We start from the raw sequence: 14,301 nt of genomic DNA on the forward strand, positions 1-14,301 counted from the left end.
CGCCGGAGGCTGACGGAGATCGCCCAGCGGCGCGAGCTGCGGACGGCGTCCGGACGCCGGAGGCTGACGGAGCTGCGCAGCGGGATGGGCCGTGGTTGGCGTCTGGACGCCGGAGGCTGAGGAGCCGCGCAGCGGGACGAAACCGCGGACCGTGCCAAGGAGCGTGGGGTCTGGGGCTCGGCCCCAGACAGAAATGACAAGCGCCCCAGGTCCGCGCTTCTCAGCGGACATGGGGCGCTAAAGCTTGTGCCCCCGGCAGGATTCGAACCTGCGCCCCCGCCTCCGGAGGGCGGTGCTCTATCCCCTGAGCTACGGGGGCTCAGCGACTGGAGAAGACTAGCAAACCCCCCACTCGATCGCCGAATCGGTATCGGTGGGTCGTGGACGGGTGTCGGCTCAGCGGAACCGGCCCGGTGTCGGTGACGGGCCGGTTCCGTCGGCTGGCTCGACGGGTGTCGGTGGTGTGGCTCAGGCGGCGAGCGCGCGTCCGCAGCTGGGCAGCGGGTGCGGCACGATCCGCCGGGGGAGCCGGCGCGGCCATTCGTTGCGGGCCCAGGAGCCGTCCACGATCAGGTGTACGGTGCGCTGCTCGGTGCCGCTGAGCCGGTACAGGAACTCCCGGGGCAGCGGCGGGTCGACCGACGGCGTGGTGACCATGAACCGGACCCGGCCGCGTGAGGAGACCGCCGAGATGACGTCCGCGGCTGGCATGGTGCCCCGCAACCGGACCCGACCCACCCAGTAGACCTCGGCCAGGTGTTCCTGGGCGGCTCGGGTGATCGCCGGGTACTCGCTGCGTACCCACCGTTCGACCGCGCCGACGCAGAGCCCGCAGGCGCGTTCGCGGGGCTCCCGGGGACCCAACCCCCAGGCCCGCAGGTACGCCCCGACGACTCCCACGTCCAGCGTCAGGTCGAAGCGTTGCTGGATGAGCGCGTGCAGGCTCTGTCGGGTCCACAGCTCCTCGTCCAGGCCGTACGCGTCGGGGTGGACGCCCCGGAGGGCGTCGATCAGCTCCAGCTCCTGTACGCGGCTGAGTGTTCCCGGCTCACCCTGCCGCTGTCCGCGACGGACGGCTGCCACCGCTCCGTCACCGCCGATGGTGTGGCGTCGGCACCAGCTGGTGACCGAACGCCGCGCGTCTCTGAGTGCAACCCCCACGTCCCGGACAACGAGTGCACTTCGCTCCAAGTAACCCCTAGAGGGAAAATCGGTCGTATGGCACCAAGGTGGGGCGGAGGGGCGATTCCGGTGGTGTGGGGGCGGACCAGGACAACGCCGCCCCGCTCGTGAGTTCGAGCGGGGCGGCGAGGAGTCCGGGTACGGGGCGGATCAACCGTCGGCGAGCCCCATCCGCCGCAGCTCGTTGATCTCCTTTTGCTGCGTCTGCTTCATCGCCTCGGCCATCCGCACCACCTCGGCCCGGTCGGAGACCTTCAACAGGCCGTCGGCCATGTGGACTCCACCGAGATGGTGCTTGATCATCAGCTTCACGAACAGCTGGTCGACCGCCGCACCCTGGGCCTCGTGCAGTTGGGTGATCTCTTCGCGGGTCGCCATGCCGGGCATGAGTCCGTCCGGCCCCACCGGCACGGCGTCGGGCATCCACTCCATCGCCGGTCGCGTACCGGTGGGCAGCAGATCCCACTCCTGCAACCAGCGCTGCATGTGACCGATCTGCGCCTGCTGGGTCAGGGCCATGTCGTAGCCCAACTGCCGGATCGCCGGATCCTGGCCCTTCGCGTACGCGATCATCGCCATCTCCACCGCCTGGGCATGGTGGCGGGACATGTCCCGGGCGAAGCCGGCCTCGGCCGACTCGTCACCGGGCGTCCGGTTCGCGGTCAGCGTCGCAGCCGTCCAGCCGACACCGAGTAGCAGCACCGCCGCCATGACCAGGGTCAGGTAGCGCAGTAGCCGAGGCGACCGGTGGAGGTCCGTGCCGTTGCGCTCCGCCGGAGGCGCCTCCTGGGTCGCGGTCGGCATGTCAGCCGCCCGTCGGGGGAGCCAACTCGCGCGGCTCGGTGCCGGTGCCGGTGGTGTAGTTGCCGGAGGAGCAGGGCACGCCCGGCTCGATCGAGGCGTTCTGCGCCAGCGTGGTGGCGAACTCCTTGATCCGGGGGTCGTCGGCGCTGTCGACCTTGAGCTGGTAACCCCACGCCTGGATCGACACGGCGGCGTCCAGGCCCTCGTACGGGCTCATCAGCATGAAGTCGTTGCCCCGGATCACGCTGGCCAGCTTCTCGACGTCCGCGGCGGGCAGGTCGGGGCGGTAGGTGAGCCAGACCGCGCCGTGCTCCAGGCTGTGCACCGCGTGCTCGGACGCGATCGGCGCGTCGTAGACGTCACCGAGGCACCGCTGCCAGGCGTTGTTGTGCGCGCCACCGACCGGCGGGCTGTACTTGTATTCGATCTTGCCGGCCTGGTGCGACTCGTAGTTGAGGCTCTCCGGGTCGGTCTTGCGGTAGTTGACGATGCCGTCGATGCCGGCCGCCTTGTCCTGCCAGGACTGGCTGCCCTTGAAGGTCGCCCACGCGCCGAACCCGATGATCGACGTGGCGAGCACGCCGACGGCGACGAAGAGCGCGATCGGCCCCCACGACCGGCCCTGGCTGACCTTGACTGGAGTGATCGGCTTACGCGGCCCCTTGCCGCCCCCCGCGCGCTGGGCCGATCCGGACTTGTTGGGGCCAGCCTTGGCTCCGGTCGCCTTGGCGCCGGCGGCCGGCCGTCCCGCCGCCGGCTTCTTGCCGGTGCTGACCACGGTCGGGCGGCGCTCCGGGCCGCCCGGTGTGCTGATACTCATCGTGCCTCGTCAGGTCGGTCGGTCAGGGGGTCTGGCGGGCTGGGTTCGGATGCTGGGTCGCCGCCGCGGGGACCGAGTCTACCCCCGATAACATGGATCGGTGACTCCTGCAGAACTCGCCGCCGCCGTCCTAGCCGCCGCTCACGCCGTCTTCGCCGACCGAGAGCTGGACCGGTCCGCCCTGCCGGAGCACACCACGGTCGAGCGCCCGCGCAACCCGGAGCACGGCGACTACGCTGCCACGCTGGCCCTTCAGCTCAGCAAGAAGGTCGGCCTGCCACCACGGGAGCTGGCCGCCGCGCTCGCCGCGCAGTTGGCCAACACCCCGGGAATCAAATCCGTCGAGATCGCCGGTCCGGGCTTCCTCAACATCCGGCTCGACGCGGCGGCGGCCGGGCAGCTCGCCCGCTCGATCGTCGAGGCCGGTGCGGAGTACGGCCGCAGCGACCGGCTCGCCGGTCTGAAGATCAACCTGGAGTTCGTCTCGGCCAACCCGACCGGACCGGTGCACATCGGTGGCGTCCGCTGGGCCGCGGTCGGTGACGCGTTGAGCCGTCTGCTGCGCGCGACCGGCGCCGAGGTCGGCACCGAGTACTACTTCAACGACGCCGGCTCGCAGATCGACCGCTTCGCCCGTTCGCTGCTCGCCGCCGCCCGCCACGAGGCGCCGCCGGAGGACGGCTACGGCGGGGCGTACATCGCCGAGATCGCCGAGCAGGTCAAGGCCCGCCGGCCGGACGTGCTGACCCTGGACGACGCCGCCGCCCAGGAGGTGTTCCGGGTCGAGGGCGTCGCGTTGATGTTCACCGAGATCAAGACCTCGTTGCGGGAGTTCGGGGTCGAGTTCGACACCTACTTCAACGAGAAGGACCTGCACGACCGCAACGAACTGGACCACGCCCTGACCCGGCTGCGCGAGCAGGGCCACATCTTCGAGTCCGAGGGCGCCACCTGGCTGCGGACCACGGACTTCGGCGACGACAAGGACCGCGTGCTGCGCAAGTCCAACGGCGAGTGGACCTACTTCGCCGCCGACTGCGCCTACTACCTGGACAAGCGGGAACGCGGCTTCGACCGCATCGTGATCATGCTGGGGGCGGATCACCACGGCTACGTCGGCCGGATGAAGGCGATGGCGGCCTGCTTCGGTGACGACCCGGACCGCACGCTGGAGATCCTCATCGGCCAACTGGTGAACCTGGTCCGCGACGGCGCGCCGGTGCGGATGAGCAAGCGGGCCGGCACCGTGGTGACCCTGGAGGACTTGGTCGACGCGATCGGGGTGGACGCGGCCCGCTACGCCCTGGCCCGGTACTCCAGCGACTCGCCGATCGACATCGACATCGAGTTGTGGACCCGGGCCACCCGGGACAACCCCGTCTACTACGTGCAGTACGTGGCGGCCCGTACGGCCAGCGTCGGCCGCAACGCCGCCGAGGTCGGCCTGGTCCGGGGTGACGCGGCGTCGTTCCGGCCCGAACTGCTCGACCACGAGAAGGAGAACGAGCTGCTCAAGGCGCTCGCCGAGTTCCCCGCCGTGGTGGCCGCCGCCGCCGAGCTGCGGGAGCCGCACCGGGTCGCCCGCTTCCTGGAGGACCTGGCCGGTGCCTACCACCGGTTCTACGACAACTGCCGGATCCTGCCCCGGGGCGACGAGCCGATCACCGACCTGCACCGGGCCCGGCTCTGGCTCAACGACGCCACCCGGGTGGTCATCGCCAACGGGTTGCGCCTGCTCGGCGTCTCGGCGCCGGAGCGGATGTAGCCGTGAGCGCGAGGAGTGAGCTGGCGAGCCCCGCAAACGCGAATCCAGGGAGGCACTGATGCGGGCTCACGAAGCGGGCGCGTTGCACGGCGACATCGGCAGCCGGGGGCCGGCCTGGCTGCGTACCCCGACCGACGTCAACGCCCTGGTGCCGCAGCTGTGGCCGGGTAACGTGAGGCGCGGCGCGGACGGCGCGCTCACCGTCGCCGGTCTGGGCGTGGCGGACATCGCCGCCGAGTTCGGCACGCCGCTGTACGTCCTCGACGAGGACGACCTGCGCGCACGCTGCCGGGCCTTCCGGGACGCCTTCGCCACCGACGACGTGTACTACGCGGGCAAGGCGTTCCTCTGCCGCGCGGTGGTACGCATGATCGCCGAGGAGGGCCTGTTCCTCGACGTGTGCAGCGGCGGCGAACTGGCCGTGGCGCTGGCCGCCGGAATGCCGCCGGAACGCATCGGCTTCCACGGCAACAACAAGTCGGTGGCCGAGCTGAGCCGTGCGTTGGACGCCGGAGTGGGGCGGATCATCGTCGACTCCTTCACCGAACTCGATCGACTCACCGCGCTGGCCCGTGAGCGGGGGGTCCGGCCCGGGGTGCTGATCCGGGTCACCGTGGGCGTGGAGGCGCACACCCACGAGTTCATCGCCACCGCCCACGAGGACCAGAAGTTCGGGTTCTCCCTCGCCGGTGGCGCGGCCCTGACGGCCGCGCTGCGCGTGCTCGACGACGACGTCCTGGAGCTGCGCGGCCTGCACTCGCACATCGGTTCGCAGATCTTCGACACCAGCGGGTTCGAGGTCTCCGCCCGACGGGTGCTCACCCTCGGGGCCCAGATCCGCGACGCGCGCGGCGTGGAACTGCCCGAGCTGGACCTCGGCGGCGGGTTCGGTATCGCGTACACCTCGCAGGACGACCCCGCAGCCCCCCAGGACCTGGCGGACCGGCTGCGCAAGATCGTGGAGTTCGAGTGCGCGGCGGAGCGGCTGGCGGTTCCGCGCCTGTCCATCGAGCCCGGCCGGGCGATCGTCGGCCCGGCTGTGTTCACTCTCTACGAGGTGGGTACGGTCAAGGACGTCGATGGCATTCGCACGTACGTCAGCGTCGACGGCGGGATGAGTGACAACATCAGGACGGCCCTGTACGACGCGTCGTACTCGGCGACCCTGGCCTCCCGGGCGAGTGCCGCCGGACCGATGCTCGCCCGCGTGGTGGGAAAGCATTGTGAGTCCGGGGACATCGTGGTGAAGGATGAATTCCTGCCCGCCGACGTGCAGCCCGGAGATCTTGTAGCCGTGCCCGGCACGGGGGCGTACTGCCGCAGCATGGCCAGCAATTACAACCATGTGCCGCGCCCCGGTGTGGTCGCGGTTCGTAACGGCCGGGCCCGGCTGATCGTTCGACCGGAGACCGAAGAGGACCTGCTCGCTTTGGATGTGGGATGACGTCACCTGTACGCCTCGCCCTGCTCGGCTGTGGCACCGTCGGTGCCGAGGTGGTCCGGCTGCTGCACGAGCAGTCGGCGGACCTCGCCGCCCGCGTCGGTGCTCCGCTGGAGATCGCTGGTATCGCCGTCCGCCGGATCGGGCGTGACCGCGGCGACCTGCCGGTCGATCCGGCCCTGTTCACCACCGACGCGCTCGGGCTGATCAAGCGGGACGACGTCGACGTGGTGGTCGAGGTGGTCGGCGGCATCGAGCCGGCGCGCGGCTGGCTGGTGGAGGCGTTGCGGGCCGGCAAGAGCGTGGTCACCGCCAACAAGGCGTTGCTCGCCGAGGACGGCGGCACCCTGCACGACGCGGCGGCGGAGGGCGGCGGTGACCTCTACTACGAGGCGTCCGTGGCCGGGGCCATCCCGCTGCTGCGCCCGCTGCGCGAGTCGCTGCACGGCGACCGCATCACCCGGGTCACCGGCATCGTCAACGGCACCACCAACTTCATCCTCTCCGCGATGCACGCCACCGGGGCGGGCTTCGCCGAGGCGCTGGAGGAGGCGACCGAACTCGGCTACGCCGAGGCCGACCCGACGGCCGACGTGGAGGGCTTCGATGCGGCGGCCAAGGCGGCCATCCTCGCCTCGCTCGCCTTCCACAGCCGGGTCTCCGCCGCCGACGTGCACCGCGAGGGCATCACCGAGGTGACCGCCGCGGACGTGGCCAGCGCCAAGGCGATGGGCTGCACGATCAAGCTGCTCTGCATCGCGGCACGCGGAGCCGACGGGCAGGGGCGGGAAGCGGTCAGCGTCCGGGTGCACCCGGCGATGATCCCGGTGACCCACCCCCTGGCCAGCGTGGGCGACGCGTTCAACGCCGTTTTCGTGGAGGCGGAGGCGGCGGGGCAGCTGATGTTCTACGGGCGGGGTGCCGGTGGGGCGCCGACCGCCAGCGCGGTGCTCGGCGATGTGGTGGCGGTGGCCCGCAACCGGCTCGCCGGGGTCCGCTCGGCCAGTGAGTCCGCGTACGCCGACCTGCCGGTGCGACCGATGGGGGAGGCGGTCACCCGCTATCACATCAGCCTCGACGTCGCCGACCGGCCGGGTGTGCTGGAGTCGGTGGCCGGGGTGTTCGCCCGCCACGACGTCTCGATCGCCACCGTGCGTCAGGGGCCGGCCGCCGGTGCCGCCGGTGCGGCCGGCGACGCGGTGCTGGTCATCGTGACCCACACCGCGCCGGACGCGGCGCTCGCGGCGACCGTCGAGGAACTGCGCGGCCTGGACATCGTCCGGTCGGTGGCGAGCGTGCTACGGGTCGAGGGCGGGCTGTGAGCGGCCGGATCAAGCACAGAGGCGAGGAGAGCAAGATGTGGCGCGGCCTGATCGACGCCTACCGGGACCGGTTGCCGGTCACCGAGGCCACGCCGGTGGTCACCCTGCACGAGGGGAACACCCCGTTGTTGCCCGCGCCGGTGCTCTCCGCCCGACTCGGCTGTGACGTCTACCTGAAGGTGGAGGGTGCCAACCCCACCGGCTCGTTCAAGGACCGGGGCATGACGATGGCCGTCTCCAAGGCGGTCGAACACGGCAACAAGGCCATCATCTGCGCCTCCACCGGCAACACCAGCGCCTCCGCCGCCGCGTACGCGGCCCGGGCCGGGATGACCTGCGCGGTCCTCGTTCCGCAGGGCAAGATCGCGCTGGGCAAGCTGGCTCAGGCGCTCGTGCACGGCGCCAAGCTGCTCCAGGTCAACGGCAACTTCGACGACTGCCTGGCGCTGGCCGCCAAGCTCGCCCAGGACTATCCGGTGGCCCTGGTGAACTCGGTCAACATCGACCGGCTGCACGGTCAGAAGACGGCCGCCTTCGAGATCGTCGAGGCGCTCGGTGACGCGCCCGACATCCACTGCCTGCCGGTCGGGAACGCCGGCAACATCTCGGCGTACTGGATGGGCTACACGGAGGACCGGGACGCGGGCAACGCCACCCGCCGACCGAAGATGTACGGCTTCCAGGCGGCCGGCGCGGCACCGATCGTGACCGGGAAGGTGGTGGCCGAGCCGTCCACCATCGCCACCGCCATCCGGATCGGCAACCCGGCGAGTTGGACGAAGGCCCTGGACGCGCGGGACGCCTCCGGCGGCCTGATCGAGGCGGTCACCGACCGGGAGATCCTGGCGGCGTACCGGCTGCTGGCCCGAGAGATCGGTGTCTTCGTGGAACTGGGCAGCGCGGCCAGTGTCGCCGGTCTGCTCCAGCAGGCCGCCGCCGGGCAGGTGCCGGCCGGGTCCACGGTGGTCTGCACGGTCACCGGGCACGGCCTGAAGGACCCCGAGTGGGCCATCTCCACCGCTCCGGCCCCCGTCACCATCGCCAACGATCCGCTCGTCGCCGCCCGTTCGCTCGATCTCGCCTGAGGAGCGGCACCTCCCGTCTTGACCGGATCGGGTGTCAGGGGTGGGGAGTGACCGCGCCGACGACGGTCCGGGTGACCAGGCCGAGCACCTCGTGGCGGGACACGTCGTGCTCGACCAGATAGCTCCATCCCGCGTAGAGCTGTGCCCAGAGCACGGACTGCAACCAGGCGGCGGGCAGCGCCGGATCGATGCTGCCGTCGGCGTGTCCCCGAGCCACCAGGGCGTTGAAGTCGTCGTCGCAGACACCGGTGGTCCAGGCGGGGTCGGTGACCAGTTGCGGCTCGGCGAAGACCAGTGAGAGCAGGTCCCCCAGGTCGAAGTACTCGGCGCAGAGCCGGTGCAGGGCCTCCGCGCCGGTGCCCTCGGCCAACCGGGCGCGGGCGGTCGCCCGGCTGAGTCGGGTCACGCCCTCCTCCGCCACGCCGGCCAGCAGGTCCGACCGTTCGGCGAAGTACCGGTGCAGGGTGGTCCGGCCGACCTGCGCTGCGGCGGCGATCTCGCCCAGGCTGGCCGCCGGGTTGCGGCTCAGTACCTCGATCGCCGCCTGCAGGATCGCCTGCCGGGTCCGCGCCCGGCTGCCGGTCTCCTCGGTGGTCACCACGGTCAGAACTTACCAATGTTTGGTTTTGGAATTTATCTTGTCCGTACTGGAACATTAGTGTTCCATACCGGAGTGACTGAGACCGCCGTTGTCGAATCCGTCGACCCTCAGCCGGCCGCTTCCCGAGGCAGGACCAGCCTCCTGTTCGCCTACCTACGCCCGCACGTGCCGGCCATGCTGCTCGGCCTGCTGCTCGGTCTGCTGGCCAACGCCGCCGGGCTGGCCACCCCGCTGGTGACCAAGTGGGTGCTGGACACCCTCGGTGCCGGCGGTTCGCTGTCCCGGCCGGTGGCCATGCTGTTCGCCCTCGTCGTCATCGGTGCCGGCATCTCGCTGTGGCAGTGGATGCTGATGGGCGGCGTCGCCGAACGGGTGGTGCTCGACGCGCGGTCCGGGGTCATCCGCCGCTACTTCGCCGCCCGGATCGACCAGCTGACGCGTCGGCCCGGCGGCGAGCTGGTCACCAGGGCGACCTCCGATCCGGGTCTGCTGCACGCGGCGTCCGGTAGCCTCGTCGGGCTGATCAACGGCGGGGTGGCGTTGGTCGGGACGCTCGTGTTGATGGGCGTCCTCGACGTCGTGCTGCTGGGTGCCACCATGGTCGCGGTCGTCGTCGTCGCGGTGCTGATGGGCGTGCTGCTGCCGTCGATCGGGCGGGCGCAGGAGGCGGCGCAGGAATCCGTGGGACGATTCGGCGGGGCGCTGGAGGGTTCGCTGCGCGCGATCCGTACGGTCAAGGCCAGCCGCGCCGAGCAGCGCCAGGCAAGCCTGATCACCAGGCACGCCGAGGATTCGGCCCGGCATGGCATCCGCGCCGCCCGCCGTGCTGCGACAGTCTGGACCATCTCCTGGACCGGCATCCAGCTCGCCGTGATCGTCATCCTCGGATTCGGGGCGGCGCGGGCCGAACGGGGGCTCATCGAGGTCTCCACGTTGATCGCCTTCCTGCTCTACGCCTTCCAGCTGATGGGGCCGATCAGTGAGTTGACCCAGAACATGACCGCCATGCAGGCCGGCATCGCGGCCGCCGGCAGGCTGCGGGAGATCGAGGACATCGCCGTCGAGCCCGGCTCCCAGCCGACCGGTCGGCCGGCACCCGTACCCGCCACACCGGCATCCGGCGCTGCCGTGCTGACCTTCCAGGGCGTCACCGCGCGGTACGCCCCGGGAGTGGCACCCGCCGTACGCGGTGTCGACCTGGAGATTCCCCGGCGTGGCCACACCGCGATCGTCGGTCCCTCCGGTGCCGGCAAGACCACCCTGTTCTCCCTGCTGCTGCGCTTCCTCGAACCGGAGCGAGGCAGGGTGCTGCTCTACGGTCGCCCCTACCCGAAGCACACTCCTGCCGAGATCCGTGGCCGACTGGCCTACGTCGAGCAGGAGGCGCCGGTGGTGCCGGGCACCATCGCCGACAACCTGCGGTTCACCCACCCCGATGCCGCCGACGAGGAACTCTGGGCCGCACTGCGCGCGGTCGACCTGTACGACAAGGTCAGTTCGCTCGACCAGGGCCTGGACACGCCGCTGAGCGCCACCACCGTCTCCGGCGGCGAGCGGCAGCGCATCGCGTTGGCCCGAGCGGTGCTGCGTACGCCCGACGTGCTGCTACTCGACGAAGCCACCTCGCAGGTCGACGGCCTGACCGAGGCGGCGGTCGGTCGATGTGTGCGGCAGCGGGCCACGGAGGGCGCGGTGGTGACCATCGCGCACCGGCTCTCCACCGTGCTCGATGCCGACCAGATCGTCGTGATGGAGGGTGGCCGGATCCGAGCCGTCGGTGACCACGCCACCCTGCTCGGCACCGACGAGCTGTACCGCGACCTGGTGGCGTCCCTGCGGATCGGCACCTCCGGCACCCCGGCCGCCCCGGAGGCCGGGAGGGCGACGGGGTCGGGCACACTGCTCGTACCCCTCGATCGTCTTCCCCAGGAGTGAGTCACGCGATGTCGCTGCTCGCCAGATTCAGTCTCGCCAACCGAGGGCTGGTAGCCCTCATCGCGGTGGTGACCACGGCGTTCGGTGTGTACGCCGTGCCGTCGCTGAAGCAGCAACTCCTACCGTCGTTGGAGTTCCCGGCCGCGTTCATCGTGGCGCAGTATCCCGGTGCCGCGCCGGAGGTCGTCGAGTCCGAGGTCGCCGAGCCGATCGAGAACAGCCTGCGCGGCCTGCCCGGCCTCGACTCGGTCGTCTCGACCTCCCGCGAGGGCCTGACCACCATCGTGGTGCAGTACGAGTTCGGCACCGAACTCGACGACATGGTCAACCGGATGCAGACCGCGATCAACCGGACCAGGCTGCCGGATGGCGTGGACCCGCAGGTGATCGCGGGCAGCACCGACGACCTGCCCGCGGTGGTGCTGGCCGCGTCCGGCGGTGACGACGAGCGGACCCTCGCCGGCAAGCTGCGCGACACCGTGGTGCCGGAGCTGGCGGCGATCGACGGCGTCCGCAGTGTCGAGCTGACCGGCGTCCGGGACGAACTGGTGGTGATCACACCGGATCCGGCCAAGCTGGCGAAGGCGAAGGTGCAGCCGACCGCGATCGGCACCGCCTTGCAGGCCAACGGCGTGGCGGTGCCGGCCGGCGCGGTCCTGGACGGCGAGCGCACCCTGCCGGTGCAGGTCGGCGCCCCACTGACCAGCCTGGACGAGCTGCGCGACGTGGTCGTCGCCCCGCCGGTCAAGAAGGCTGGTCCGGTCCGCCTCGGCGACGTCGCCACGGTCGAGGAGCAGCTCGCCCCGGCCACCGCGATCACCCGTACCAACGGCCGGGACAGTCTCGGCATCGCGGTCACCGCCGACCCGGACGGCAATGCGGTGGAGATCTCGCACGCGGTCGCCGACCGGCTCGACGACCTGCGGTCCGAAACCGGAGCCGAGCTGACCGTCGTGCTCGACCAGGCGCCCTTCGTGGAGAAGTCGATCAAGACGCTGAGCACCGAGGGTCTGCTGGGTCTGATCATGGCCGTGGTGGTGATCCTGGTGTTCCTGCTCTCGGTACGCTCCACAGTGGTCACCGCGGTCTCCATCCCGCTGTCGGTGGTGGTCGCGTTGATCGCCCTCTGGGTCGGTGACTACTCGCTCAACCTGCTCACCCTCGGTGCGCTGACGGTCGCGGTCGGCCGGGTGGTGGACGACTCGATCGTGGTGCTGGAGAACATCAAGCGGCACCTGACCTACGGCGAGCCGAAGCAGCAGGCGATTCTCACGGCGGTACGCGAGGTGGCCGGTGCGGTCACCGCGTCGACGTTGACCACGGTGGCCGTCTTCGCCCCGATCGCACTGGTCGGTGGCTTCGTCGGCCAACTCTTCGCCCCCTTCGCGATCACCGTCACCGTGGCGCTGCTCGCCTCGCTGCTGGTGTCGCTGACGGTGATCCCGGTGCTCGCGTACTGGTTCCTCAAGCCGGTCAGCGGTGCGGCCGACGGGGCGGCGGTCCGTCAGGCGGCCGAGGAGCGTGAGCTGCGCAGCCCGTTGCAGCGGGCGTACCTGCCGGTCATCCGGTTCGCCACCGGCCGTCGTGCCTACCGGTGGGCCACCCTGGCGATGGGGTTGCTGGTGCTGTTCGGCACCTTCGGGCTGGCCCGGCAACTGGAGACGAACTTCCTCGACGACTCCGGGCAGGACACCCTCAACATCCGGCAGGAACTGCCGGTGGGCACCGGGCTGGCCGGCACCGACGCGGCGGCCCGGCGGGTCGAGGCGGTGCTGGCGAGCACGCCGGGCGTCGAGTCGTACCAGGTGACCGCCGGTGGCGGGGACACGCCGTGGGCCGGCAGCGCCGGCAACAACGTGGCCAACTACTCGTTGCGCCTCGACGGGGAGACCGACGCCAAGGAGATGCGCGGCGTGCTGCGGGAGCGGTTCGCGGCGCTCGGGTCGGCAGCCGGTGAGATCACCTTCCCGGCGGGTCAGGGCGGGGCGTCGGCCAACGAGTTGGCGGTCATCGTCCGGGCCGCCGACCCCGAGGCGTTGGCTGCTGCCGCCCAGCAGGCCGAGTCGGCGCTGACCGGCATCGACGGCGTCGAGGACGTCTCGACCACCCTGGCCGAGCGGGTGCCGCGCGTTGACGTGACGGTCGATCGGGTGGCGGCGAGCCGGGCCGGGCTCACCGAGGCCGCCGTCGGGCAACTGGTGTCGCAGGCGTTCCGGGGTACGCCGCTGGGCCAGGTGACCGTCGACGGCGCCGCCCGGGACGTGGTGCTGCGCCTGTCGGCGACGCCGCCGGTGTCCATTGCGGAGCTTCGGGCGCTGCCGGTCGGCGCGGTCACGCTGGACGACATCGCCGAGGTCACCGAGACCACCGGCCCGCAGCAGGTACGGCGGATCGACGGTGAGCGCAGCGTCTCGGTGACCGGCACGGTCACCGGCTCCGACCTGGGCGCGATCAGCCGGGAGTTGCAGAGCCGTCTCGACGCGATCGACGTACCGGGGGCCACGGTCACCCTGGGCGGGGTCAGCGCCGAGCAGCGCGAGACCTTCGCCGATCTGGGGCTGGCCGTGCTCGCCGCGATCGCGATCGTCTTCCTGATCATGATGGCGACGTTCCGCAGCGTGATCCAGGCGCTGATCCTGCTGGTCTCCATTCCGTTCGCGGCCACCGGAGCGGTCGCCCTGCTGCTGGTCACCGGTACCGCGCTGAGCGTGCCGGCGCTGATCGGCGTGCTCATGCTGGTCGGCATCGTGGTGACCAACGCCATCGTGCTGCTCGACCTGGTCAACCAGTACCGCGCCCAGGGGATGGGCGTGCGGGAAGCGGTGGTCGAGGGCGGGCGGCACCGGCTGCGTCCGATCCTGATGACCGCGATCGCCACCATCTTCGCGTTGACGCCGATGGCCTTCGGGCTCACCGGGGAGGGTGGCTTCATCTCCCGGCCGCTGGCGATCGTGGTGATCGGTGGCCTGCTCACCTCGACCGTGCTCACGCTGATCCTGGTGCCGACGCTGTACGCCATGGTGGAGGACACCAAGGCGTCGGTCCGGGCGTGGCGACGCCGCCGCAACGGTGACCCGGTCGACGGCCAGACGGGTGGCGGTGCGGCCGACGACGTCTCCGGGGCGGACGCCACCGCGTTGGCGGCGGTGGGCGCCGGGGGCGCCGGTGCGGCCGACGCGGTGCGGCCGGAGAGCCGGCCCGTGCCAGCGGCCCCCGCCGGAGCGCTGATCGAGAACACCGACCAGTTCGAGGTGCTCCGGCTGCCGAAGAGCCGCAACTCACCGTTCCCACCGAACGGGTGACCGCCGCACCCCGGAGGGCCCTCGGGCCCTCCGGGGTTGTCCAT

General features: G+C 71.2%; 10 protein-coding genes and 1 tRNA gene. 6 read left to right on the forward strand and 5 right to left on the reverse strand.

The genetic code is table 11. The features are described 5' to 3' along the window. Positions 1-247: 247 nt before the first annotated feature. From ACLQ2S_RS21950 to ACLQ2S_RS21965, 4 genes are all read right to left on the reverse strand, one after another. Positions 248-319 (reverse strand) — tRNA-Arg (locus tag ACLQ2S_RS21950). Between the two features lie 149 nt (positions 320-468). Then, positions 469-1,161 carry a winged helix-turn-helix domain-containing protein gene (locus ACLQ2S_RS21955; RefSeq protein ID WP_309222565.1) on the reverse strand — a complete coding sequence of 231 codons (693 nt, stop codon included), beginning with the start codon at positions 1,159-1,161 and terminating at the stop codon, positions 469-471. Between the two features lie 171 nt (positions 1,162-1,332). Next, complete coding sequence (locus ACLQ2S_RS21960) at positions 1,333-1,986, reverse strand: DUF305 domain-containing protein (protein ID WP_155214734.1); 654 nt, start codon at positions 1,984-1,986, stop codon at positions 1,333-1,335. A 1-nt stretch (position 1,987) separates the two neighbouring features. Continuing rightward, entirely contained in the window at positions 1,988-2,806 is an 819-nt protein-coding gene (locus ACLQ2S_RS21965; RefSeq protein WP_155214735.1) for a DUF3105 domain-containing protein, read from the reverse strand. A 100-nt stretch (positions 2,807-2,906) separates the two neighbouring features. Here ACLQ2S_RS21965 and argS point away from each other — a divergent pair, with 100 nt between their 5' ends. From argS to thrC, 4 genes are read left to right on the forward strand one after another with little or no spacing between them, the layout of a single operon-like run. Beyond that, positions 2,907-4,571 (forward strand): arginine--tRNA ligase, encoded by a 1,665-nt coding sequence (gene argS, locus ACLQ2S_RS21970; RefSeq protein ID WP_309222566.1) that lies wholly within the window; start codon positions 2,907-2,909, stop codon positions 4,569-4,571. A gap of 58 nt (positions 4,572-4,629) precedes the next feature. Beyond that, entirely contained in the window at positions 4,630-6,015 is a 1,386-nt protein-coding gene (gene lysA, locus ACLQ2S_RS21975; RefSeq protein ID WP_155214736.1) for a diaminopimelate decarboxylase, read from the forward strand. Next, positions 6,012-7,334 (forward strand): homoserine dehydrogenase, encoded by a 1,323-nt coding sequence (locus tag ACLQ2S_RS21980; protein WP_155214737.1) that lies wholly within the window; start codon positions 6,012-6,014, stop codon positions 7,332-7,334. The genes lysA and ACLQ2S_RS21980 overlap by 4 nt, the downstream gene beginning before the upstream one ends. A gap of 35 nt (positions 7,335-7,369) precedes the next feature. Next, a complete protein-coding gene (thrC, locus tag ACLQ2S_RS21985; RefSeq protein WP_425702566.1) occupies positions 7,370-8,419 on the forward strand; it encodes a threonine synthase in 1,050 nt (349 codons plus the stop codon). A 34-nt stretch (positions 8,420-8,453) separates the two neighbouring features. On the opposite strand, the gene ACLQ2S_RS21990 is transcribed toward thrC, so the two are convergent. After that, entirely contained in the window at positions 8,454-9,020 is a 567-nt protein-coding gene (locus tag ACLQ2S_RS21990; protein WP_425702568.1) for a TetR/AcrR family transcriptional regulator, read from the reverse strand. A gap of 72 nt (positions 9,021-9,092) precedes the next feature. Here ACLQ2S_RS21990 and ACLQ2S_RS21995 point away from each other — a divergent pair, with 72 nt between their 5' ends. Beyond that, complete coding sequence (locus tag ACLQ2S_RS21995; RefSeq protein ID WP_425702570.1) at positions 9,093-10,955, forward strand: ABC transporter ATP-binding protein; 1,863 nt, start codon at positions 9,093-9,095, stop codon at positions 10,953-10,955. Between the two features lie 8 nt (positions 10,956-10,963). After that, positions 10,964-14,257, forward strand: coding sequence for an efflux RND transporter permease subunit (locus tag ACLQ2S_RS22000; protein ID WP_155214740.1), 3,294 nt, complete (start codon positions 10,964-10,966; stop codon positions 14,255-14,257). Positions 14,258-14,301: the final 44 nt, after the last annotated feature.

The organism is Micromonospora sp. DT48 (assembly GCF_049844495.1).
GTDB lineage: Bacteria > Actinomycetota > Actinomycetes > Mycobacteriales > Micromonosporaceae > Micromonospora.